The sequence below is a fragment of the Pseudomonas sp. ok266 genome, from assembly GCF_900110195.1.
GTDB lineage: Bacteria > Pseudomonadota > Gammaproteobacteria > Pseudomonadales > Pseudomonadaceae > Aquipseudomonas > Aquipseudomonas neuropathica.
Genome location: NZ_FOCU01000008.1, coordinates 18,580 through 41,014, shown reverse-complemented (window position 1 = coordinate 41,014; position 22,435 = coordinate 18,580). Strand labels below are relative to the sequence as shown.

Here is a 22,435-nt window from a genome sequence, read left to right as displayed (position 1 = left end):
GGCTCACTCCTACATTTGGAATGCGTTCCCCTGTAGGAGTGAGCCTGCTCGCGATAGCGCTGGCATTCCCACCAAAAATCCACCCGTTAAGTCCGCGATTCCTGCGGCACCTCGCTCACCACCACCGCCCCTTCCTGCTGCCGCTTCGGCAACAAAACCTGCTGTGGATAAGTCTGCGCGAAATGCACCTCCGGGCTGTTATCCACAAGCTTCTTCAAGCGCTGATTGAACGCCCGGCTCACCGCATACTGCCCACCGGATACCGTGCGGAACTGCGCCGTCAGCACCACGCCGTTCAAATCCATCTTGTCCACACCAAACACGTCCAGCGGCCCTTGCAGGTTGTACTTGAGGAACGGGTCTTCACGGATCGAATCACCGGTCTCGCGAATCAGCTCGATGGCTTTATCCACATCCGTGTCGTAAGTGAACTGCACCGAGAAAAACGCAAAGGCAAACTGCCGCGATTGGTTGGTCACAGCCTTGATCTGGCCGAACGGCACCGAGTGCACAAAGCCCTTGCCGTCGCGCAGGCGCAGAGTGCGGATGGTCAGCCCTTCGACGGTGCCGGCATGCCCGGAATCGAGCACCACCCAGTCACCAATCGACAGTGTGTCTTCGATGATGATGAACAGCCCGGTGATCACGTCCTGCACCAGTTGCTGCGAACCGAAACCGATGGCCAGCCCGACCACCCCGGCACCGGCCAGCAGTGGCGCAACGTTGATCCCCAGATTGGCCATAGTGGTGATTGCGCAGATCACCACGAGGATGATTTTGATCGCGTTGCGCAGCAGCGGCAGGATGGTTTTCACCCGTGTGCTCGGCTGGCGCGCCGCGCGTTTGCTGAGTGGCGGTTTCAGCGCTTCCTGAATCGCTGTGTCGAGTACCACCCACAGCAACCAAGTGACCAGGAAGATCAGGCCAATGCTGCTCAGCGCGTTACTGATGGCTCGTCCAACCGTGCTGCTCTGAGCGAAATCGAGCAGCGACACGCCCCAGATCCGCCCGAGGATATCGATGAACGCGATGGCGATGACAATCCGCAGCAAAGCGTGCAACAGGCTGAGAAAGCGCTCCTTGTAGGCACTGCTGCGCTGGATTGCCTCAGCCTTTCGTGACTTGAACAGATGCTGCAGGATCGTGCTGAGGAACACCGTGCCGATCAGCAACACCGTGGTGAACAACGCACAACGCAGGGCCTTCTGATTGTCCTCACCGATACCGATCAGATTCACTGCCGAGACCAGCACCATCAGCACGATTGGCCAGTACCACAGTCCCGAGAAAATCCGCAGCGACTCCTGCAACGAAGGCTGTTTCAGCCGTTGGCTCAGCGAACGATTGCGGATCAAATGCGCCACCGGGCGGCGCAGTCGAATCACCAGCAAGCCGAAAATGATCGAGGCGATCAGCCCGGTGAACACCGCGATACTGCTGGTGATATTGCCGCCCAGTTGTCGGGCGATCTGCGGGCTGGTCAGCGCATCGCTGAGAGCCGCGAGGAAACCGATCAGGAACAGCGGTCGAGGACAGTAGTTGCGGATGATCCGCGCCGCCGGACGTTTATGGCCGACGTTGAACATCACCACCACGCACAGCAACATCGAGGTGGAAAAGATGCCGCTGCTGGTGGCGTAGGCCAGACACAGCGCCAGCGCACGGCCGACCGATGCTTGCAGAAAATGGCTGACGTACAGCGTCAGCGGCAGGCAGATCAGCGCCGGCACGGTGTACGGCAGCAAGTAACCAATCAGATCCTGACTGCGCTGGCGGGTGCGCAACCAGCGCCCCTCACGCAGACGCTTGGCCATCAAACTGCCGAGCACGGTCAACAACGCGAAACTGCCAAGCCAGACGCCCGACAGCGTGAGGAAGTCCCCGGCGACGCTCCAGCCCGAGCGGTTCGAGGGTTGGTTGACCAGTTTGTCGACTTCATCGGCGGCGCGATCGGCGCGCAGGCGCCAGGCGTCGACCAGGTGTTCGTTGAGATCGAGTTTGTCCTGGACGTCATCGATGCTCGAACTGATCGCGCCGAGCAGACCGCCCTGCACTATCGGCTCGGGTTTGGCCGCTTCTTCGGCGGCGGCCGGCACACCCGGCAATGCAGCGGCGTCGATTTCACTGGCGCCGAGAAACAGCAGTGCTCCCAGCACAATGGCGATCCTGAACTTGATCAAAACTCCGATCTCCCGTGGCTGAACCTGTAAGGAACTGATCGATATTTGTACGGCAAGTTCAAGAGCGCCCTCACCCTAGCCCTCCCGAAACGTCGGACCGCCCATAGGGAGAGGGAACTGACCGAGTTGTCTGCGAGAAGTACATCGACCTGAGTGTTCGGAGTCGAACTCAAACCCTGAAAACCCTGAAGATCTGCTCCCTTTCCCCCTCGCCCCCTCTGGGGGAGAGGGTTGGGGTGAGGGGGAACGCTTTTGATCTTCGCCTCAAGACGTGACCGTCCGTAATACCGTCGAAACTTTCCCGAACCGCCCGCAGTCATCAAAAGATACCGGCAACACGAGGACTTTCGACGGAGGGCGGCATGGCAACGATCCACATCGGTATTTCCGGCTGGCGCTACGCACCGTGGCGCGGGGACTTCTACCCCAAGGGACTGTCGCAGAAACGCGAATTGCAGTTCGCTTCGCGGGCGGTCAACAGCATCGAAATCAATGGATCGTTCTACGCCCTGCAACGGCCCGAACGCTATTCGCAGTGGTACGCCGAAACGCCGGACGACTTCGTTTTCAGCGTCAAGGCGCCGCGCTTCATCACCCACATCCGCCGCTTGCGCGAGATCGAAAAGCCTCTGGCCAATTTCTTCGCCTCGGGGGTGCTGGAGCTCAAGGAAAAGCTCGGACCGATCCTTTGGCAGTTCCCGCCGAACTTCAAATTCGAGCCTGAGCGCTTTGAACATTTCCTCGCGCTCCTGCCCCACGATACCGAAGCCGCCGCCACCCTCGCCCATCAACACGACTCCCACCTGCATGGCCACGCCAGCATGAAAGCCTGGCGCAAAAAGCCACTGCGCCATGCCGTGGAAATCCGCAACGATAGCTTCCTTGATCCCGACTTTGTGCGCTTGTTGAAACGCCACAACACCGCACTGGTGATCGCCGACACTGCCGATAAATGGCCGTACCGCGAAGACCTCACCAGCGACTTTGTCTACCTGCGCCTGCACGGCGCCGAAGAACTTTATGCCAGTGGCTACACCGCACCGGCACTCAAGCGCTGGGCCGAGCGCATCGACGCCTGGCACCACGGCGAGCAACCCAAAGATGCTCATCTGATCGCGCCACGCTTGAAGCCACGCGCACGCAAATCCCGAGAGGTATTCTGCTATTTCGATAACGACATCAAAGTCCGCGCCCCGTATGACGCTCGCGAGTTGTTGCATTGTTTCGAACTGGATAAAGACCTCGCCACCACCCCCGGCGAACCCGCTGGCGAAGGAGTGTTGGCATGAGCATTCCGGAACCGGTCGGTTTTACAGACGAAGGCTCGGTAGTCGCGCCATCGGTACGCACGTTCACCGTGCTGACGGTCAATACCCACAAGGGTTTCACCGCCCTCAACCGGCGTTTCATCCTGCCGGAGTTGCGCGAAGCGGTGCGCAGCGTCGCCGCCGACGTGGTGTTTCTGCAGGAAGTCCATGGCACCCACGAACAGCACCCCAAGCGCTACAACAATTGGCCGACGATGCCGCAATACGAATTCCTCGCCGACAGCCTCTGGCCGCAGTTCGCCTATGGGCGCAACGCGGTGTACCCGGAGGGCGATCACGGCAACGCGCTGCTGTCGAAATTCCAGATCATTCGCCACGACAACCTCGACGTATCGATCAGCGGCCATGAGAACCGTGGCCTGCTGCATTGCGTGCTGCGCCTGCCCGGTGACGGCACCGAAGTGCATGCGATCTGCGTGCATCTGGGCCTGCGCGAGAGTCATCGCAACGCCCAGCTGGACTTGCTCATGCAACGCTTGGCGGAGTTGCCCGACGACGCACCAGTGATCGTCGCTGGCGATTTCAACGACTGGCGCCAGCGCGCCGATGCGCAGCTCAAACCCTGCGGCCTGCGCGAAGTATTCGCCGAGCACCAGGGCAAACCGGCGCGCAGCTTTCCCGCGCGCCTGCCGACACTGCGGCTCGACCGTATTTACGTGCGCAACCTCAAGGCCAGCCAGCCGAAAGTCCTGGCGAACCGGCCCTGGTCGCACCTTTCCGACCACGTTCCTTTATCGGTAGAGATCGAACTATGAGCAGTGCGCCGCTGGAGAAATCCGCCGTGGAACCGATCGCCATCAACCCGCCGATACGCGAGCCCGGCCATGTTGATGTCGAGTACAGCTGGCAGGGCAACAATCGCGTTGAGTTGCTGGAGAACGGCGAGGAGTATTTCCCGCGAGTGTTCGACGCGATGCGCGCGGCGAAGAGTGAAATCCTCCTTGAGACGTTTATCGTTTTCGAAGACAAGGTCGGTGCCGAGTTGCAGGAGATTCTGATCAACGCTGCCCGGCGCGGTGTGCGCACCACGGTCAGTCTCGACGGTTTCGGTTGCGGCGAGTTGACTACCGGTTATCTGACCGCGCTGAGCGAAGCCGGCGTGCACCTGCAAATCTTCGATCCGGCACCGAAACGCCTGGGCATCCGCACCAACTGGTTCCGCCGCTTGCACCGCAAGATCGTGGTGGTCGACGGCCTGGTCGCGTTTATTGGCGGGATCAACTTTTCCGGCGATCACCTGGCCGATTTTGGCCCCGAAGCCAAGCAGGATTACTCGGTGCAAGTCCAGGGGCCGGTGGTCGCTGACATCCACCACTTTGCCCTGCTGCAAAGCGGTCGCCCCGGACGCGCACGCTTCTGGTGGCAACGCCGGCGCCAGCGCCGCGCGGAAATGGCGTTCAACGATCACGACGGTCAAGTACGCCTGGTATTCCGCGATAACGACCAGCACAACTCCGACATCGAAGACGTGTATCTGCAGGTGCTGCGGCGCGCCAAACGCCGGGTCGTGATCGCCAACGCCTACTTCTTCCCCGGTTATCGCCTGTTGCGGGAAATCCGCAATGCGGCACGCCGTGGAGTCGAGGTGCGCCTGATTCTGCAGGGGCAACCGGACATGCTGGTGGCCAAACTGGCGGCGCGCATGACCTACGACTACTTGCTCAAGGCCGGGGTGCAGATCCACGAATATTGCCAGCGCCCGCTGCACGGCAAAGTCGCGCTGGTCGATGAAGAATGGAGCACCGTCGGCTCGAGCAATCTCGATCCGCTGAGTCTGTCGCTGAACCTGGAAGCCAACGTGCTGATCCGCGACCGCGCGTTCAATCAGCATCTGTTCGAGCGTCTTGAAGACCTCAGCCAGAACCACTGCAAAGCCATGGACCCGAGCAAGTCCCCGCGTGGTCGGATCTGGCACATGACCGTGGGTTTTCTGGTGTTCCATTTCTTGCGGCATTTTCCGGCGATGGCCGGTTGGCTGCCGGCGCACAAACCACGGCTCAAGCCATTTCGAGGAAACACGCCATGAGCCATTCCGAAGCGCATTCGAGCGGTCATTCGGCACCAGCGACGCACTCGAAATGGAGTCGCTGGAAACGCCCGTTGAGCCTGCTGTTTTTCCTCGCACTGATCGTCTTGCTGACGCTGTTCGCCACGCGTATCGAATGGGCCGAAGTGCTGCAAACCCTTGCCGACTTCAAGCTGCGCACGCTGATCATCGCCGCCGGCCTGACCCTGCTGAGTTTTCTGGTCTACGCCAGTTTTGACCTGATCGGCCGCACCTACATTCGTCAGGACCTGACCTGGAAACAGATCCTGCCGGTGGGGATCATCAGCTATGCGTTCAACCTCAATCTCAGTGCCTGGGTCGGCGGCATTGCCATGCGATATCGCCTGTATTCGCGACTGGGCGTGAGCAAAGGCAACATCGCCAAGATTCTCGGGCTGAGCCTGGCGACCAACTGGTTTGGCTACATGACCATTGCCGGCGTGGTGTTCAGCAGTGGACTGGTGCGCATGCCGCCGGGCTGGAAAGTCAGTAGTGATGCGTTGCAAGGCATTGGTGTTTTGTTATTACTGATCAGCGCCGGCTATCTCGCGGCGTGCCAGTTTTCCAAGCGCCGCGAGTGGTCGATTCGCGGGGTGGAAATCAATCTGCCCTCCTTGCGCATGGCGGTGTTGCAATTGCTGCTGGGCGCGCTGAACTGGTCGCTGATGGCGGCGGTGATCTTCACGTTGCTGCCGAGCAAACTGGATTATCCGTTGGTGCTGGGTGTGTTGCTGATCAGCGCGATTGCCGGGGTCATCACCCACATTCCGGCGGGGCTTGGGGTGCTGGAGGCGGTGTTTGTGGCGCTGCTGCAACACGAGGCTTCGCGCGGCAGTCTGGTGGCGGGTTTACTGGCTTATCGGGCGATTTATTTTCTGTTGCCGTTGTTGATTACGGTGGTGATGTATCTGGTGGTTGAGGCCAAGGCCAAGGCGCTTCGGATCGAGAAAAACCCCTCTTGAGTTAGTTTTTGAATTCGAAATCGCTATCGCGAGCAGGCTCACTCCTACAAGTGAACGCATTCCAAAATGTAGGAGTGAGCCTGCTCGCGATAGCGTTCGAAAGAACACTAAAAAATCATGCTGATTGAATAATGCTCAACCGTTCGCCCACAACCATCTCGGTAATCCAGTCCACCAGAATCGAGGTGTACGCCTGCTGCGACACCGGTTCGCTCAACGCATGATCGGCGCCATCGATAATCCTGTGCGTCAGTGAATGGGTCTGCTGACACGCCGCGCGGTAACTCATGATCGCCGCATGGGGCACGTAATCATCGGTTTCCGACTCCACCAGCAACACATCCCCGGTGAATTGTGAACAGGCATGCAGCGCCCGATTGGTGTCCGCGCGCACCAGCGTGCTTCGATAATCACGCAAATCCGCCTTGTCCAGATCGCGCTTGGGTGTGTGCCATTGCTCGTCGCGATACAGCGCCGGTACGCGCAGTGCCAGCCAGCGTACCGGGCGCAATGAGGTAAGGATGGCCGCCAGATACCCACCATAACTGGTGCCGACTACGGCGATAGCCGAAGTGTCGAGCGCCGGATGCGCGAGCAGACGATCGTACGCCGCGAGCAAATCACGCAGGTTATCTTCGCGAGTCACGCGGGTCAGCGGGATCCCGGTACCGCCGGTATGTCCGCGCAAGTCGAACGTCAGGCACACACACCCGAGACCGGCGATGCCTTTTGCCCGCTCCAGATCACGCTCCTGACTACCGCCCCAACCGTGGACAAACAACACGCCAGGCACTTTCGATTTGGGACTGAGAAAGGTCCCGCTCATCTGTTCATCATCAATGTCGATTTGAATGCTTTCGCTTCTAGCCGTCATAGGATTTGACCGTTACGTATTTGAGGAGAAATTCGCTGTTCTCAGCCGGGCCGCGATAGACCTCGATGGCATCCGCCGGCAACGGCTGATCGATGTAGGTTTCTACCGAAGACACACGGATCGCGCGCATCCCCGGATCGTTGACGAAGCTTTGCAACGCGGCAACTTCAGCACTGCTGGCACCGCCCATGCGCCACGATTGTTCGAGCACACCGCTGCGGTTTTTGCCGTTGCTGTCCAGACCTTGGGCGATGTCGTAGTTGCGCCGCGAAGCGTAAAAACGCGGATAGGCTTCATCCGCCGCACTGTCGAATACCTGTGCCTGCTCGATGGCCAGGCGCACATCGTCAGGCAACTCCACCGCCAGCAGTTCCTCGTAACCACCCTGCACCACCAGCAAGTCCGAGCCACCGTAGACGTCTTCGCCGTGAGCATCCTTGGTCAAGTATTGATCACCGCAGTAACTCAGCACTTTATCGCCGATGAACGACTGACCGACGCTGTGGGTGACAACGTCGCTCAAGTCCTGCTCCAGCACCACGCCTTCGCTGAACTGCTTTGCAATGTCGGGTCGGGACAGGATTTCGTCGAAGGCATCAAGGCTCTTGATCACTTCCTGGCCTCGACCGGCGCAGGCGTGAACCGGCTTCATGCGTATCGGGCCGCTGTACAGCAGATGTTCGGCGGCGGGTCGTGCATCTTCCAGGGCAAACACGCTGAGGCCGTCGAGCACCACGTTGCGCACGCGCTCGGAAAACAATGGCGACCAGCCCTGCGGCGCGTGGGCCAGATGACTGCGCAGGCCGTGGCTGATGGCTTTGGTGCAGATGAAGTCGTGCTCGACGAAACCGCCCCACAGATCTTCCGGACCTTTGATGCCGAGTTGCTGAGCGCTGGCCGTGCCGACAATGGTTTGCGTCGGCAGTAGATACAGCTCACGACCGCGATGTTTGTCCGGATCGTAACTGCCGCCGAATTTGCATCCGAGAATCTGCGCCAGCCAGCGCGCCAAGGCTTTATTGGTTTGCACTTCGTGCTGCGGCGCGTCAGGGCGCACCGAATGGGCAACCACGATTTTCCTGCTGGGTGTCGGGGTCATGCGTCCCCCTTCCATCGGTTCGATGACTGTGGCGGTGAGAGGTGCAGAGATCAGGCCAACGGCTGCATCACAAAAATCCTAGCCTAATCAGAAACTTGCCAGAATCGTACTGACACCGCGCCTGTTTCAATCTGCACGACCGCGCGCCGATCCCCGGCAAATTGCACGATCTATGGCCCGGTGGAATTCAATGTGGGAGCGAGCCTGCTCGCGAAGGCGTAGTGCCAGCGAACAACAGTTTCGCAGATCCACCGCTTTCGCGAGCAGGCTCGCTCCCACATTAGATATTCGTCGGCTTCGGGTTTGGGGACACACCAAACCGCGTCCGATAATCACTCGGCGCCAGCCCGGTAATCTTCTTGAAGATCGCGCGAAACGCCCCCGGATCCTGATAACCCACCGTCCACGCAATGTGATCAATCGTACCATTACTGAATTCGAGCATTTCCCGTGCCTTGCCCACCCGCAGATGCTGGCAGTACTCGGTCGGTTTCAAACCGGTTGCCGCGCGGAACCGGCGCAGAAAGGTACGTTCTTCCAACCCCGCCCGCTCCGCCATCGCCGCCAAGGAAACATCCGTCGCGCCGGTGCTTTGCAGCCAATGCTGAACCTTGAGAATCGCCGCATCGCCATGCCCGAGAATCGGCGCGAAATTACTTCCGCACTCACTGGCGCTGTCACTGTGCTCTATCACCAGAAATCGCGCGGTGCCGGTGGCAATGCTCGGCCCGAGCAACCTGTCGACCAGGCGTAATCCCAGTTCCGACCAAGCCATCAATCCGGCCGTGGTGATCAAGTCGCCGTCGTCGACAATCGGGGTATCAGCCTTGAGCTTGATCTTCGGGTAACGCTCGGCGAAGGCCTTGGCCGAGGTCCAATGGGTGGTGGCGCTGCGGCCGTCGAGCAGACCGCTTTCAGCCAACATCACCGAGCCTACGCAAACCCCGCCCAGCGTCGCACCGTGGGCATGTTGATCCCGTAACCATTGCATCAGGCTGGCCGGCGCTTGCGCCGCCGAGAACCCGCCGATCGATGGCGGAATCAGTACCGCCAGCAAAGCGCTGTCGTCACCCGCATGACTGGCGTAAGTGCGCGTTGGCGGCTGATCACCTTCGACCTGCCAGTGACTGACCCGCAGCACAGGCAACTGCGCGGCCTGATGTTCGGCGGCAATCCGGTTGGCCACCGCAAACAGATCGGTCAGACCATGCACCGCCGCCATTTGCGCGCCAGGATAGATCAGCACACCCAATTCAGCGATGGCGGCACTTTCTGCGCCCATTGTCAGTTTTCCCCTGTCTATTGTCGGTGCGGCCAATCCCCGAATCGCTGATCAGCGCCAATACTGCAGCCACTTCCAGCCAATCCATCGAGGACACACCCATGGCCAAGCAAGCGCTCATCGTAGTCGATATCCAGAACGACTACTTCCCCCAAGGCAAGTGGCCGCTGGCCGGTGCTGATGCCGCCGCCGACAACGCCGCCCGGCTGATCGCCGCCTTCCGCGAGGCCGGCAATCCGGTCATCCACATCCGCCACGAGTTCACCTCAGCGGACGCGCCGTTTTTCACCCCGGGCTCGGACGGCGCCAAGCTACACCCGAAAGTGCTCAATCGCGCCGATGAACCGGTGGTACTCAAGCACTTCGTCAACTCGTTCCGCGAAACCGAATTGCAAGCGATCCTCGACGAACAAGGCATCAAGGAGCTGGTGGTGGTCGGCAGCATGAGCCACATGTGCATTGACGGCATTACCCGCGCGGCGGCGGATCTGGGTTACGCCGTCACGGTGATTCATGACGCCTGCGCCAGCCGTGACCTGGCGTTCAATGGTCTGACGGTGCCGGCGGCACACGTCCATGCCGCGTTCATGTCGGCGCTCGGTTTCGCCTACGCCAGCGTGGTATCTACTGACGAATACCTCGCTGCCAAACATTGAGTCATTCTGCGAAAAACCTGTGCCCGCCTCGTAGCGGGCCTTTTTTCGTCTGTCATAAAAATCTCACGCGTGAGCCATTGATGGCACTTTGAATTGGTTGTAGTGTGGCTCACGCGTGAGATGTCCATAACCGAGCCATTGCCATGAAAAGCCGTTCCCCCACCGCGAAATCAGAGAGTCCCAAGGGGGAGCGCGCGAAACCGTCTGCGAAAAAACCTTCGAGTTTCTATATGAAGCAGATGCGCGCAGGCCTGGCCGCAGCAGGTTATGTGAAACACGAAACTTGGGTGCTTCCCGAAAACCGAAGCTTGCTCAAGCAAATGGAGCAACAGCTACGCCAACCGATTCTGGCTGGCTCTTTCATGTCGGAGAATTACATGAGCGCAGGCAACAACTGGACCATCGATAGCCTCTTCAACGCCCTCAAGGCCCTCGACGAGGTGGCTTCGCAAGAAATCACGCTGTCGCTGATCCAGAGCTCCGAACCCAGCATCAAGCTGGAAATGAACGAATTCGGCGGTCTGCCGATTCACATCGCCCTGGCCGGCCAGCAGATCATCGTCGACACCGTGCTGGTGGACATCGATTCGATCAGCGACGTGCGCGCCTTCAACGATGCCGTGTTGCGCAGCCGGGAAATGTTCCCGCTGTCGTCGATCGGGATCGAGTCGATGCCGAACGGGCAGACCGTTTACAACATGTTTGGCGCCCTCAGCGCCGACTCGAGCCTGACCAACGTTGTTACCGAGGTGAAAACCCTGGTCGACAACGTGCAGCGCGCGAGCGAAGCCTTCGAACACTTCTTCAAGTAATCAACAGGGAATATCCAATGACTCAGTCCATCTGGAGCAAGTTGTTCACCGCACTGCGCGGCGGCGCCAATGAAGTCGGCGAAGCGATCGCGGACCAACAGGCCCTGCGCATCCTCGATCAGGAAATCCGCGATGCCGACAGCGCGCTGTCGAACGCCCGTCGCGAACTGGTCACCATCATGGCTAAACACAAACTGGCCGCCGACCGCGTAAGCGAGTACGACGCCAAGATCAAGGATCTGGAGGCCAAAGCCGTCTCGGCGCTGAACGCTGGCCGTGAAGACCTGGCACTGGAAGTGGCCGAAGCGATTTCGACCCTGACCAACGAGCTGGATGTTGAGAAAAAGCAGAGCGACGAATTCGGTACTTACGCCGAAAACATGCGCAAAGACATCAGCAAAGCCGAGTCGCGGATCAAGAGCCTGCGCCAGCAAGTGGACATGGCCAAGGCCCGTGAAAGCGTGCAGAAAGCTCAGGTCAGCGCTTCCATCGCCAGCGGCGGCGCCAATGGCAAACTGGAAACTGCCGTCGGTACGTTGAACCGTCTGCAGGCCAAGCAGCAGCAACGTGCTGCCGAGCTGAGCGCGGCGGACGAACTGGCTGACGCCTCGACCGGCAACGACCTGGAACGCAAACTGCGCGACGCCGGCATCACGCCGAACGAAGGCAGCGCCAATGCGATTCTTGAGCGTCTGAAGCAGAAGTCCTCGCAGTAAGCATTTGCACGAAACCTGTGGGAGCGAGCCTGCTCGCGAAGACGGAGTATCAGTCGGCATATGAGTCAGCTGACATGACGCTTTCGCGAGCAGGCTCGCTCCCACATGGTTTGTGGCGTGTCGTTGATCGCTCAGCCCGGTACACTAGCCACGCTTTTTTCGCCGACGAACACCTCCACCCGCTTCAAGGAACGTACCCATGGGATGGTTTAAAGACTTGCTGGGCACCAGCAACTGGCAGACCGCTGCGCCAACACCGACCGTTGCCAGTGGCCCACTCGGCATGGCGCAAGGCAAGGCCGTCAGGTTCGATACAACCCTGGCGCTGCTGCTCGATGGCTCGACCACGGTGCGGGTGCCCTTCGATCAGGCGATCTGGAGCCATGGCTGGGTCGACCTCGGCCAGTCCAACAAACTGCACCGCTATTACATGAACGACGAGGATTTCTGGCTGCAGATCCACGTCACCGGTGACGACCAGATCGAATCGGTCACCCTGTTCAACTACCTCAGTTACGTGACCGTCAACAGTGACGCCGAACTGCAACGCCTGGCCGGCCCCAACAGCTCGATCGGTCTGCCCGCCTACAGCCACGACGGTGTCGAATACACCCGCGAGTGGGGCACCGAACAAGGCCAGACCGAACTCGTACCGATGACCGAACAAGTGGTCAATCCGGACGAGAGCTACACCATCGAACACCACTCCATGCTTTATGCGCGCGAGACCGGCCTGACCGATCGCCGCGAACTGCTGCTGTTCTCCGTCGAACAGGACGAAGAAGGCACCGTCAGCCTGAGCACCTCGCTGGGCATTTCGCTGTACACGACAGATCTGAGCACCATTTAAAAAGGAAGTTTTTCATGCTGGAAGTGCTGGCCGTTTCCCTGAACAAAACCGCGCTGGTCGGTTTCGTCGTCTACCTCATCGGCGCCGTGCTGCTGTTCATGCTGTTTCAATTTGTCTATACCCGCATCACGCCGCACAAAGAGTTCGAGCTGATCCGCTCCGGCAACGTTGCCGCCGCCATCGCCCTGTCCGGCGCGATCATCGGCTTCGCGATTCCGGCCAGTAACGTGATTGCGTTTTCGGTCAACGTCCTCGACTTCGTGCTCTGGGCGGTGATTGCCGCGGTGGTGCAACTGCTGGCATTCCTCGCCACGGGCCTGGTGCTCAAAGGCACATCCCAGCGCATCGCCAACGGCGAAGTGGCTTCGGGTATCTATGTCGCTGCGGTCGCGATCAGCGTCGGCATGCTCAACGCCGCGTGCATGACACCGTCCAACTGATCGGCAGGAAGCCTTAGATGAAACGCAGCAAATACGTTCAGTTGTCCCTCGCCGCCTCGGTGGCGATGGCCATTTCCGGCCAGGCGACAGCCGCAGATCAACCACGCAGTTTCCAGAATGTGGAACAGTGCGTCGACGCCGAAGTGGCCGCCGATGTCTGCTCCAACGCTTACGTCGCCGCCCTGACCGAACATCGGCGCATTGCCCCGGCGTACGACAACAAGGCCAAGTGCGACGCGGACTTTGCCGCTGACTGGTGCCAGAAGAATTCTGACGGCCGCTTCGTGCCGAGACTCGGCGGCTTCAAAGTGCCGAAAGACGGTGAGCCGGCGCAGAATCTTGACGCCATCGCCGGCGCGCAAATGCCTGCGGGTGATGCGGCGGCTGTGCAGAGTGTGCAAAACACTTCGCACACCTCCAGTGGCGGTGGCAACGGTTGGCTGACCGGCTGGCTGATCGGCAACGCGATGAGCAACAACGCCGAACGCACGGTTTACCGCGATCGCGAAACGCGCCAGCCGTACAACACCTCGACGCAGTACCGCAGAGCCGACACCACGACGCGCAGCCAAACGGATTACGAAAGCAGCAAAAGCAAACCGGTCAACGTGGCTTCTTCGACCTCACGCGGCGGCTTCGGCAGCCAGTCCAGTGCCCGTAGCGGCTGGGGTGGTTGGGGCAGCAGTTCTGGTTCTGGTCGTTCGAGCAGCTGACGATGAAGAAGATCCTCTGCGCCGAGCGCCCCGACTGGAAACAGACCGCCGAGAGCCTCGGTTTCATGTTTCACACCATCGACGATGAGCCGTACTGGGACGAAAGCGCGTACTACCAGTTCACGCTCGCGCAAATCGAAAACGATCTTGAGGACCCGACCACCGAACTGCACGAGATGTGCATGGATCTGGTCGACCGTGTAGTTAACAGCGAAGAGTTGCTAGATCGCCTGAGCATCCCGGCGGCGTACTACGACATGATCCGCACGTCCTGGCGGGAAGGTCATCCGCATCTGTATGGACGCATGGACTTTTCCTACAGCGGCAACGGCCCGGCGAAGCTGCTGGAGCTCAACTACGACACGCCAACCAGTCTTTATGAAGCGGCGGCGTTCCAGTGGGGCTGGCTGGAGCAATGCATCGAGCGCGGCACGCTGCCGCGTCATGCCGACCAGTTCAACAGCATCGACACCCATCTGCATCAGGCCTTCGCCGAATTACAACTGAAGCGGCCGTTCTACTTTGCCTCGATGAAAGACTCGGTCGAGGACAAGGGCACAACGGATTATCTGCGGCTGATCGCCGAGAAGGTCGGCATCGAGTCGCGGCACATCGATATCGAAGACATTGGTTTGACAGCTGAAGGGCGCTTCGTCGACCTGGAAGATCGCTGGATCCCGCACCTGTTCAAGCTGCATGCCTGGGAATTCATCTTCCACGAACCCTTCGGCGCGGCGATTGCCGAGTGCGATACGCAGTTTTTCGAACCGGCGTGGAAGGCGATTCTGTCGAACAAGGGTGCACTGCCATTACTGTGGGAACTGCACAAAGGGCATCCGAATCTTCTGGCGGCGCATCTCGATCCGAACCCGACCAATGCAGTGCCGAAAGGCTGGGTACGCAAGCCGTACTTTTCCCGCGAAGGGGCGAACATTGAGTTGCAAACGGCTGACGGTCTGATCGTCAAAGAGGACGGGCCCTACACGGATGCGCCATTTATCCTGCAGGAGTTTGCGCCGTTGCCGAAGTTTGGCGACAGCTACACGCTGATCGGTTCGTGGGTAGTTGGCGATCAGGCCGCAGGGATTGGGGTGCGGGAAGACAACAGTTTGATCACCAAAGACTCCAGCCGCTTCCTGCCCCACCTGATCCTTGATTGAAACCCAGATCCCTTCTGTGGGAGCGAGCCTGCTCGCGAAAGCGGTGTGTCATTCAACCATTTTTTGAACTGACCGACGCCTTCGTGAGCAGGCTCGCTCCCACAGTTGATCGGGGGGATTGCAGGTTATTTGCTCCACAAAAAAAGGCCCGTCGTTTAAGCGACGGGCCTTTTTATTTGCAGCGGTTACAGCAGCGAATCAGAACGGAATATCGTCATCAAAGCTGTCGAAATCCGGAGCCGGTTGCGGTGCGGCCTGCTGAGGAGCCGGGGCCGAACGCTGCTGTGGAGCCGACTGCTGAGGACGCGGAGCCTGCTGGCGTGGAGCCGGAGCCGACTGCTGGTAGTTGTTGCCACCGCCTTGTTGGTCGCCCTGTTGTGGACGGCCGCCGAGCAGTTGCATGGTGCCTTGCATGTCGACCACGATTTCAGTGGTGTAACGCTTGATACCGTCTTTTTCCCACTCGCGGGTCTGCAGCTTGCCTTCGATGTAGACCTGCGAACCTTTACGCAGGTATTCGCCGGCGATTTCCGCAACCTTGCCGAACATCGAAACACGGTGCCACTCGGTCTTCTCGACCTTCTGACCGGTTTGCTTGTCGGTCCATTGTTCGCTGGTGGCCAGACTCAGGTTGGTCACGGCGTTACCGTTAGGCAGGTAGCGAACTTCGGGATCCTGGCCGCAAGTGCCGACCAATATGACTTTGTTAACCCCACGGGCCATAACGTTCTCCTAGGCTTCGCAAGCAGCCCCGGCCGGGTTGTTCACCAGGCGTTCGAGGGTGTCGCGATCCACTAATTCTTTGTCCAGTTTGATGTAAACAGCCGCTTCATCAGCAACTATCACTGCATCGGTTACCCCTACGAGGGCCTTGAGGCGCTCGACCAGACCCGCTTCGCGGATCGCCTCGGGCGACAACGGCAAGCGCAGGCTCGTCACGTAGGGAGGTTCACGCATGGTAACAGCAAAGGCCAGCCAGATGGCAGCCAGACCCGCGCATCCGAGGAACACAACCGACAGACCGCCATGCTGAAACAGCCAGCCGCCGAGTATCCCGCCGAGTGCTGAACCGAGGAACTGACTGGTGGAATACACGCCCATGGCCGTGCCCTTCCCGCCCGCCGGTGAAACCTTGCTGATCAGCGACGGCAATGAAGCCTCCAGCAGATTGAACGCGGTGAAGAACACCACCGTACCGATCACCAGAGCCCGCAGGCTGTCACCGAACTGCCAGAAGAATAGCTCAGTCAGCATCAGCGTCATGACGGCGCCGAGCAAAACTCGTTTCATTTTGCGTTTCTTCTCGCCGTAGATAATGAACGGGATCATGGCGAAGAACGAAATCAGCAGCGCGGTGAGGTAGACCCACCAGTGCTGTTCCTTGGGCAAACCGGCTTTTTCCACCAGCGCCAACGGCAACGCAACGAAGCTCGACATCAACATGGCATGTAACACAAAGATGCCCAGATCGAGGCGCAGCAGATCCGGATGCTTGAGCGTCGGCATCAAGGCCTGACGCGCCACCCCGGACTCCCGATGCTGCAATGGCCCGGTGGAGCGCGGCACCATGAACATGATGATGGCAATACCGACCAGTGCCATGGCACCGGTGGCGAGGAACAGTCCGGACAGACCGAAAGCGCGGGTCAGCAAAGGCCCGACGACCATGGCCACGGCAAACGACAAACCGATGGTCATGCCGATCATCGCCATTGCCTTGGTGCGGTGCTGTTCGCGGGTCAGGTCGGAGAGTAGCGCCATCACCGCCGCTGAAATCGCCCCGGCGCCCTGCAGGATCCGCCCGGCGATCACGCCCCAGATCGAGTCTGCCTGAGACGCCAGCACGCTGCCGAGGGCAAAAACGATCAGCCCGAGGTAAATCACCGGACGGCGGCCAATGCGGTCGGAAATGATCCCGAACGGAATCTGGAAAATCGCCTGGGTCAGACCGTAAGCGCCAATAGCCAGCCCGATCAGGGCCGGGGTCGCTCCTGCCAGGTCCATGCCGTAGGTTGCCAATACCGGCAACACCATGAACATGCCAAGCATACGGAAGGCGAACACCAGGGCCAGACCGCTCGCTGCGCGAGTCTCGCTACCACTCATGCGTTCGCTGTGGGGATCGTGCATGGAAAAACCTCGTGTGAACCGGCGGCGATTCTACCAGTCCCATCGAAAGACGGGGTATATCGCGACGCTATGACGCGTATAGATGAAACTCTCTTCATGTAAGGTAAAAACCCTTCGCTTGATAGTGTGCATCCATCCAGTATTTGCCCGTATACTCCTACGTTTTCGACGCCCGCCGAGCGAGGCCACTTTGGACAAGATCCTGATACGTGGGGCCCGTACCCACAACCTGAAGAACATCGACCTGACCCTGCCACGGGACAAGCTGATCGTCATCACCGGCCTGTCCGGATCCGGCAAGTCGTCCCTGGCCTTCGATACGCTTTACGCCGAAGGTCAGCGCCGCTATGTCGAATCGCTGTCGGCCTACGCCCGACAGTTTCTGTCGATGATGGAAAAACCCGACGTCGACACCATCGAAGGCCTGTCGCCAGCGATCTCCATCGAACAAAAGTCGACCTCGCACAACCCGCGCTCTACGGTCGGCACCATCACCGAAATCTACGACTACCTGCGCCTGCTTTATGCACGCGTCGGTACGCCACGCTGTCCGGATCATGACATTCCGCTGGAAGCGCAGACCGTCAGCCAGATGGTCGACCTGGTGCTGGCGCAGCCGGAAGGCAGCAAACTGATGTTGCTGGCACCGGTTATTCGCGAGCGCAAAGGTGAACACCTTTCGGTCTTCGAAGAGCTGCGCGCCCAAGGTTTCGTTCGCGCCCGGGTCAACGGGCGGATCTGCGAACTGGACGAACTGCCCAAACTGGATAAACAGAAAAAGCACTCGATCGATGTGATCGTCGACCGCTTCAAGGTTCGCGCCGATCTGCAGCAACGTCTGGCCGAATCTTTCGAGACCGCGTTGAAACTGGCGGATGGCATTGCACTTGTCGCACCGATGGACGACGAACCGGGCGAAGAGATGATTTTCTCCGCGCGCTTCGCCTGCCCGATCTGCGGCCACGCGATCAGCGAACTGGAACCGAAGCTGTTCTCCTTCAACAACCCGGCCGGCGCTTGCCCGACCTGTGACGGCCTGGGGGTGAAGCAGTTCTTCGATATCAAACGGCTGGTCAATGGCGATCTGACCTTGGCCGAAGGTGCGATTCGCGGCTGGGACCGGCGTAACGTCTATTACTTCCAGATGCTCGGCTCACTCGCTTCACACTATGGTTTCAGCCTGGAAGTACCGTTCAACGAACTGCCGGCCGATCAGCAGAAATTCATCCTGCATGGCAGCGGCTCGCAGAACGTCGACTTCAAATACCTGAACGACCGTGGCGATATCGTCAAACGTTCGCACCCGTTCGAAGGCATCGTGCCGAACCTGGAGCGTCGCTACCGCGAGACCGAGTCGGCAAGCGTGCGCGAAGAGCTGGCCAAGTTTCTCAGCACCCAATCGTGCCCGGATTGTCGTGGTACCCGTCTGCGTCGCGAAGCGCGGCATGTGTGGGTTGGCGAGAAAACGCTGCCAGCGGTGACCAACCTGCCGATCGGCGACGCTTGCGAGTACTTTGGCGAGCTGAAGATGACTGGCCGTCGCGGCGAAATCGCCGACAAGATTCTCAAGGAAATTCGCGAGCGTCTGCAGTTCCTCGTCAACGTCGGTCTCGACTACCTGTCGCTGGACCGCAGTGCCGATACGCTGTCCGGTGGCGAAGCACAACGTATTCGTCTGGCCAGCCAGATCGGTGCCGGTCTCGTCGGTGTTCTGTACATCCTTGACGAACCGTCCATTGGTTTGCACCAGCGTGATAACGACCGCTTGCTCGGCACGCTCAAGCACCTGCGTGATATTGGCAACACTGTGATCGTGGTCGAACACGACGAAGACGCGATTCGTCTGGCCGATTACGTTGTGGATATCGGCCCGGGGGCTGGTGTGCATGGTGGGCAGATCGTGGCTGAGGGCACGCCGGCGGAAGTCATGGCGCACCCGGATTCCCTGACCGGTAAATACCTCTCGGGCCGCGTGAAGATTGAAGTGCCGGCCAAACGCACGCCACGCAATAAAAAGCTCAATCTGTCGCTCAAAGGGGCGCGCGGCAACAACCTGCGCAATGTCGATCTGGACATCCCGATTGGTCTGCTGACGTGCGTGACCGGCGTGTCCGGCTCGGGCAAATCGACGCTGATCAACAATACCTTGTTCCCGCTGAGCGCCACGGCCCTCAACGGCGCGACCACGCTGGAAGCGGCAGCGCACGACAGCATCAAGGGCCTGGAGCATCTCGACAAAGTGGTCGATATTGACCAGAGCCCGATCGGCCGTACACCGCGCTCCAACCCTGCTACCTATACCGGCCTGTTCACCCCGATCCGCGAGCTGTTCGCCGGCGTACCCGAGTCACGCTCCCGTGGTTACGGCCCGGGGCGTTTCTCGTTCAACGTCAAGGGTGGCCGCTGCGAAGCGTGCCAGGGCGACGGCCTGATCAAAGTGGAAATGCACTTCCTGCCAGACATCTACGTGCCATGCGATGTGTGCAAGAGCAAGCGCTACAACCGCGAAACCCTTGAGATCAAATACAAGGGCAAGAGCATCCACGAAACCCTCGAGATGACCATCGAAGAGGCCCGGGAGTTCTTTGACGCGGTGCCAGCACTGGCGCGCAAGCTACAGACATTGATGGATGTCGGCCTGTCGTACATCAAGCTCGGGCAGTCGGCGACCACGTTGTCGGGTGGTGAGGCGCAGCGAGTGAAACTGTCTCGCGAGTTGTCCAAGCGTGACACCGGCAAAACACTGTACATCCTCGATGAGCCGACCACCGGTTTGCACTTCGCGGACATCCAGCAATTGCTCGACGTGCTGCATCGCCTGCGCGACCACGGCAACACTGTGGTAGTCATCGAACACAACCTCGACGTGATCAAGACGGCTGACTGGCTGGTCGATCTCGGGCCGGAGGGCGGCTCCAAAGGTGGGCAGATCATTGCCACCGGCACGCCTGAGGATGTGGCCGAGATGAAGCAATCTCATACCGGTCATTACCTCAAGCCGCTGCTGATCCGCGATCGGGCTTAAACGCCAGGCATGAAAAAGCCCCTGTCACTTCATCAGTGACAGGGGCTTTTTGTATCGATTGCAATCAGGACGTGTGGGATTGCAGGTAGTTCTCAAGACCGATCAACTTGATCAGGCCCAACTGCTTTTCCAGCCAGTAGGTGTGATCTTCTTCAGTGTCGTTGAGCTGAATCCGAAGGATCTCACGGCTGACGTAATCCTTGTGTTGCTCGCACAACTCGATGCCTTTGCACAGCGCTGCGCGAACTTTGTATTCAAGACGCAGATCCGCTTCGAGCATCTCCGGCACAGTGGTGCCGACATCCAGATCATCCGGACGCATACGCGGCGTGCCTTCGAGCATCAGAATTCGGCGCATCAACGCATCAGCGTGACCGGCTTCCTCTTCCATCTCATGGTTGATTCGCTCGTAGAGCTTGGTGAACCCCCAGTCCTCATACATCCGCGAATGAACGAAATATTGATCACGCGCGGCCAGTTCGCCGGTCAGCAACGTGTTGAGGTAATCGATTACGTCTGGGTGGCCTTGCATCGCCCTACATCTCCCTACTTGAAAGTCTGTAGTTTGAACCAAGCTGACCGGAAGGTCACCCGATTCGCGCAATAAAAGCGAAGATATTCTTAGAAAAGCAGCCTAAATAACGCAAAAACCGCCCAGATGAGGGCGGTTCTGCTTCTCGTTTAGACTTCGTTAAGCTGTACGTTGAGCAGCTTTGCGATTGCTTCTCCATACGCCGGATCGGCCTTGTAGAAGTGCTGCAACTGGCGATCGACGATATCAGTGGAAACGCCCGCCATGGCACCGGCGATATTGCTGACCAGCAATGCTCTCTGATCGTCGCTCATCAGGCGGAACAGCGCACCGGCGTGGCTGTAGTAATCGGTATCTTCGCGGTGATCGTAGCGATCGGCAGCACCGCTCAAGGCCAGCGCTGGTTCTGCGTAACGCGGAGCTTGTTTCGGTGCTTCGGTGTAGCTGTTCGGCTCGTAGTTAGGTGCTGCACCACCGTTACTGCCGAATGCCATCGAGCCATCACGCTGGTATGTGTTAACCGGGCTGCGTGGCGCGTTTACCGGCAGTTGCTGGTGATTGGTACCCACGCGGTAGCGGTGAGCATCAGCGTACGCAAATACGCGCCCCTGCAGCATCCGATCTGGCGACAGACCAACCCCCGGCACCATATTGCTCGGGCCGAACGCCGCTTGCTCGACTTCAGCAAAGTAGTTTTGCGGGTTGCGATTCAGTTCCAGTTCACCCACTTCGATCAGCGGAAATTCTTTCTGCGACCAGGTTTTGGTGACGTCGAAAGGGTTCTCATAGTGTGCCGCAGCCTGGGCCTCAGTCATGATCTGAATGCACACGCGCCATTTCGGGAAGTCACCGCGCTCGATGGCTTCGAACAGGTCGCGCTGGGCGTAGTCTGGATCAGTGCCCGCCAACCGTGCGGCATCGGCCGGTGCCAGATTCTTGATGCCTTGTTTGGTCTTATAGTGCCACTTCACCCAGTGACGCTCGCCTTGGGCGCTAATCAGGCTGTAAGTGTGGCTGCCGAAGCCGTGCATGTGACGGTAGCCGTCAGGAATACCGCGATCAGAGAACAGAATGGTGACCTGGTGCAGGGCTTCAGGCGAATGCGACCAGAAGTCCCACATCATCTGCGCGCTTTTCAGGTTGCTTTGCGGAAGGCGTTTCTGGGTGTGAATGAAGTCTGGGAATTTCAGGGGATCACGAATGAAGAACACTGGCGTGTTGTTACCCACGATGTCCCAGTTACCTTCTTCGGTGTAGAACTTCAACGCGAAACCCCGTGGATCGCGCTCGGTGTCGGCAGAACCCCGTTCGCCGCCTACCGTCGAGAAACGCAGGAACGTCGGGGTTTGCTTGCCAACAGCTTCAAACAGCTTGGCGCTGGTGTAATCCGTGATATCGCGGGTAACGGTGAATGTGCCGTAAGCTCCCGAGCCTTTGGCATGAACGCGACGTTCAGGAATGTTTTCACGGTTGAAGTGGGCGAGCTTCTCGATCAGGTGAAAGTCGTCGAGCAGCAGCGGGCCACGAGGGCCGGCGGAGCGAGAATTCTGGTTGTCAGCGACAGGTGCGCCACTGGCGGTCGTAAGCGTTTTGATCTGGCTCATACGGTCTTCTTCCTCTGTCAGTCTT

20 protein-coding genes are annotated in these 22,435 nt (G+C 59.3%); 12 read left to right on the top strand and 8 right to left on the bottom strand.

Features of this window, described 5'->3' with window-relative positions; genetic code table 11:
• Nucleotides 1–86: 86 nt before the first annotated feature.
• Nucleotides 87–2,180, bottom strand: coding sequence for a mechanosensitive ion channel family protein (locus tag BMY54_RS16150; RefSeq protein ID WP_093434450.1), 2,094 nt, complete (start codon nt 2,178–2,180; stop codon nt 87–89).
• A gap of 362 nt (nt 2,181–2,542) precedes the next feature.
• On the opposite strand from BMY54_RS16150, the gene BMY54_RS16145 reads away from it, so the two are divergent.
• The 4 genes from BMY54_RS16145 to BMY54_RS16130 are packed head-to-tail and all read left to right on the top strand — an operon-like array spanning nt 2,543 to nt 6,517.
• Nucleotides 2,543–3,469 (top strand): DUF72 domain-containing protein, encoded by a 927-nt coding sequence (locus BMY54_RS16145; RefSeq protein WP_093434447.1) that lies wholly within the window; start codon nt 2,543–2,545, stop codon nt 3,467–3,469.
• The gene (locus tag BMY54_RS16140; protein WP_093434443.1) at nt 3,466–4,263 is read left to right on the top strand and encodes an endonuclease/exonuclease/phosphatase family protein; all 798 of its coding nucleotides are present in this window, start codon (nt 3,466–3,468) and stop codon (nt 4,261–4,263) included. The genes BMY54_RS16145 and BMY54_RS16140 overlap by 4 nt, the downstream gene beginning before the upstream one ends.
• Nucleotides 4,260–5,534 carry a cardiolipin synthase ClsB gene (gene clsB, locus BMY54_RS16135; RefSeq protein ID WP_093434440.1) on the top strand — a complete coding sequence of 425 codons (1,275 nt, stop codon included), beginning with the start codon at nt 4,260–4,262 and terminating at the stop codon, nt 5,532–5,534. The genes BMY54_RS16140 and clsB overlap by 4 nt, the downstream gene beginning before the upstream one ends.
• Nucleotides 5,531–6,517, top strand: a complete 987-nt coding sequence (locus BMY54_RS16130; protein WP_093434437.1) for a lysylphosphatidylglycerol synthase domain-containing protein — start codon at nt 5,531–5,533, stop codon at nt 6,515–6,517. The genes clsB and BMY54_RS16130 overlap by 4 nt, the downstream gene beginning before the upstream one ends.
• Before the next feature lie 115 nt (nt 6,518–6,632).
• Here the strand turns inward: BMY54_RS16130 and BMY54_RS16125 are convergent, their stop codons facing one another.
• From BMY54_RS16125 to BMY54_RS16115, 3 genes are all read right to left on the bottom strand, one after another.
• On the bottom strand, nt 6,633–7,391 hold the full coding sequence (locus BMY54_RS16125; protein ID WP_093434434.1) for an alpha/beta hydrolase family protein: 759 nt from the start codon (nt 7,389–7,391) through the stop codon (nt 6,633–6,635).
• Nucleotides 7,381–8,490, bottom strand: coding sequence for a DUF3182 family protein (locus BMY54_RS16120; protein ID WP_093434431.1), 1,110 nt, complete (start codon nt 8,488–8,490; stop codon nt 7,381–7,383). The genes BMY54_RS16125 and BMY54_RS16120 overlap by 11 nt, the downstream gene beginning before the upstream one ends.
• 280 nt (nt 8,491–8,770) lie before the next feature.
• On the bottom strand, nt 8,771–9,772 hold the full coding sequence (locus BMY54_RS16115) for a GlxA family transcriptional regulator (RefSeq protein ID WP_093434428.1): 1,002 nt from the start codon (nt 9,770–9,772) through the stop codon (nt 8,771–8,773).
• 101 nt (nt 9,773–9,873) lie between these two features.
• Between BMY54_RS16115 and BMY54_RS16110 the strand changes: the two genes are divergently transcribed.
• The 7 genes from BMY54_RS16110 to BMY54_RS16080 all read left to right on the top strand — a co-directional run bounded on the left by BMY54_RS16110 (nt 9,874) and on the right by BMY54_RS16080 (nt 15,119).
• Complete coding sequence (locus tag BMY54_RS16110) at nt 9,874–10,428, top strand: cysteine hydrolase family protein (RefSeq protein WP_093434425.1); 555 nt, start codon at nt 9,874–9,876, stop codon at nt 10,426–10,428.
• Nucleotides 10,429–10,571: 143 nt separating this feature from the next.
• Complete coding sequence (locus BMY54_RS16105; protein WP_093434422.1) at nt 10,572–11,240, top strand: YjfI family protein; 669 nt, start codon at nt 10,572–10,574, stop codon at nt 11,238–11,240.
• A 17-nt stretch (nt 11,241–11,257) separates the two neighbouring features.
• Nucleotides 11,258–11,956: a PspA/IM30 family protein gene (locus tag BMY54_RS16100; RefSeq protein WP_016983574.1), complete on the top strand. Its 699-nt coding sequence runs from the start codon at nt 11,258–11,260 to the stop codon at nt 11,954–11,956.
• 199 nt (nt 11,957–12,155) lie between these two features.
• Nucleotides 12,156–12,806, top strand: coding sequence for a DUF2491 family protein (locus tag BMY54_RS16095; protein ID WP_093434420.1), 651 nt, complete (start codon nt 12,156–12,158; stop codon nt 12,804–12,806).
• 14 nt (nt 12,807–12,820) lie between these two features.
• On the top strand, nt 12,821–13,246 hold the full coding sequence (locus BMY54_RS16090) for a DUF350 domain-containing protein (protein WP_007917221.1): 426 nt from the start codon (nt 12,821–12,823) through the stop codon (nt 13,244–13,246).
• A gap of 17 nt (nt 13,247–13,263) precedes the next feature.
• On the top strand, nt 13,264–13,959 hold the full coding sequence (locus BMY54_RS16085; protein ID WP_093434417.1) for a DUF1190 domain-containing protein: 696 nt from the start codon (nt 13,264–13,266) through the stop codon (nt 13,957–13,959).
• A 2-nt stretch (nt 13,960–13,961) separates the two neighbouring features.
• Nucleotides 13,962–15,119 carry a glutathionylspermidine synthase family protein gene (locus BMY54_RS16080; protein ID WP_093434414.1) on the top strand — a complete coding sequence of 386 codons (1,158 nt, stop codon included), beginning with the start codon at nt 13,962–13,964 and terminating at the stop codon, nt 15,117–15,119.
• A 198-nt stretch (nt 15,120–15,317) separates the two neighbouring features.
• On the opposite strand, the gene BMY54_RS16075 is transcribed toward BMY54_RS16080, so the two are convergent.
• Together BMY54_RS16075 and BMY54_RS16070 are read right to left on the bottom strand one after the other, a co-directional pair.
• The gene (locus BMY54_RS16075) at nt 15,318–15,842 is read right to left on the bottom strand and encodes a single-stranded DNA-binding protein (RefSeq protein ID WP_008081898.1); all 525 of its coding nucleotides are present in this window, start codon (nt 15,840–15,842) and stop codon (nt 15,318–15,320) included.
• A gap of 9 nt (nt 15,843–15,851) precedes the next feature.
• Entirely contained in the window at nt 15,852–17,249 is a 1,398-nt protein-coding gene (locus tag BMY54_RS16070) for an MFS transporter (RefSeq protein ID WP_093434412.1), read from the bottom strand.
• Between the two features lie 190 nt (nt 17,250–17,439).
• Between BMY54_RS16070 and uvrA the strand changes: the two genes are divergently transcribed.
• Nucleotides 17,440–20,274 carry an excinuclease ABC subunit UvrA gene (uvrA, locus tag BMY54_RS16065; RefSeq protein WP_093434409.1) on the top strand — a complete coding sequence of 945 codons (2,835 nt, stop codon included), beginning with the start codon at nt 17,440–17,442 and terminating at the stop codon, nt 20,272–20,274.
• Between the two features lie 64 nt (nt 20,275–20,338).
• Here the strand turns inward: uvrA and bfr are convergent, their stop codons facing one another.
• On the bottom strand, nt 20,339–20,806 hold the full coding sequence (gene bfr, locus BMY54_RS16060) for a bacterioferritin (RefSeq protein ID WP_047303712.1): 468 nt from the start codon (nt 20,804–20,806) through the stop codon (nt 20,339–20,341).
• A 149-nt stretch (nt 20,807–20,955) separates the two neighbouring features.
• Nucleotides 20,956–22,410, bottom strand: coding sequence for a catalase (locus BMY54_RS16055; RefSeq protein ID WP_093434406.1), 1,455 nt, complete (start codon nt 22,408–22,410; stop codon nt 20,956–20,958).
• Nucleotides 22,411–22,435: the final 25 nt, after the last annotated feature.

Excerpts from the sequence above, each read along its gene's own strand:
- BMY54_RS16145 (WP_093434447.1), top strand. The coding sequence starts at position 2,543 with ATGGCAACGATCCACATCGGTATTTCCGGCTGGCGCTACGCACCGTGG.
- BMY54_RS16140 (WP_093434443.1), top strand. The coding sequence starts at position 3,466 with ATGAGCATTCCGGAACCGGTCGGTTTTACAGACGAAGGCTCGGTAGTC.
- clsB (WP_093434440.1), top strand. The coding sequence starts at position 4,260 with ATGAGCAGTGCGCCGCTGGAGAAATCCGCCGTGGAACCGATCGCCATC.
- BMY54_RS16130 (WP_093434437.1), top strand. The coding sequence starts at position 5,531 with ATGAGCCATTCCGAAGCGCATTCGAGCGGTCATTCGGCACCAGCGACG.
- BMY54_RS16125 (WP_093434434.1), bottom strand. The coding sequence starts at position 7,391 with ATGACGGCTAGAAGCGAAAGCATTCAAATCGACATTGATGATGAACAG.
- BMY54_RS16120 (WP_093434431.1), bottom strand. The coding sequence starts at position 8,490 with ATGACCCCGACACCCAGCAGGAAAATCGTGGTTGCCCATTCGGTGCGC.
- BMY54_RS16115 (WP_093434428.1), bottom strand. The coding sequence starts at position 9,772 with ATGGGCGCAGAAAGTGCCGCCATCGCTGAATTGGGTGTGCTGATCTAT.
- BMY54_RS16110 (WP_093434425.1), top strand. The coding sequence starts at position 9,874 with ATGGCCAAGCAAGCGCTCATCGTAGTCGATATCCAGAACGACTACTTC.
- BMY54_RS16105 (WP_093434422.1), top strand. The coding sequence starts at position 10,572 with ATGAAAAGCCGTTCCCCCACCGCGAAATCAGAGAGTCCCAAGGGGGAG.
- BMY54_RS16100 (WP_016983574.1), top strand. The coding sequence starts at position 11,258 with ATGACTCAGTCCATCTGGAGCAAGTTGTTCACCGCACTGCGCGGCGGC.
- BMY54_RS16095 (WP_093434420.1), top strand. The coding sequence starts at position 12,156 with ATGGGATGGTTTAAAGACTTGCTGGGCACCAGCAACTGGCAGACCGCT.
- BMY54_RS16090 (WP_007917221.1), top strand. The coding sequence starts at position 12,821 with ATGCTGGAAGTGCTGGCCGTTTCCCTGAACAAAACCGCGCTGGTCGGT.
- BMY54_RS16085 (WP_093434417.1), top strand. The coding sequence starts at position 13,264 with ATGAAACGCAGCAAATACGTTCAGTTGTCCCTCGCCGCCTCGGTGGCG.
- BMY54_RS16080 (WP_093434414.1), top strand. The coding sequence starts at position 13,962 with ATGAAGAAGATCCTCTGCGCCGAGCGCCCCGACTGGAAACAGACCGCC.
- BMY54_RS16075 (WP_008081898.1), bottom strand. The coding sequence starts at position 15,842 with ATGGCCCGTGGGGTTAACAAAGTCATATTGGTCGGCACTTGCGGCCAG.
- BMY54_RS16070 (WP_093434412.1), bottom strand. The coding sequence starts at position 17,249 with ATGCACGATCCCCACAGCGAACGCATGAGTGGTAGCGAGACTCGCGCA.
- bfr (WP_047303712.1), bottom strand. The coding sequence starts at position 20,806 with ATGCAAGGCCACCCAGACGTAATCGATTACCTCAACACGTTGCTGACC.
- BMY54_RS16055 (WP_093434406.1), bottom strand. The coding sequence starts at position 22,410 with ATGAGCCAGATCAAAACGCTTACGACCGCCAGTGGCGCACCTGTCGCT.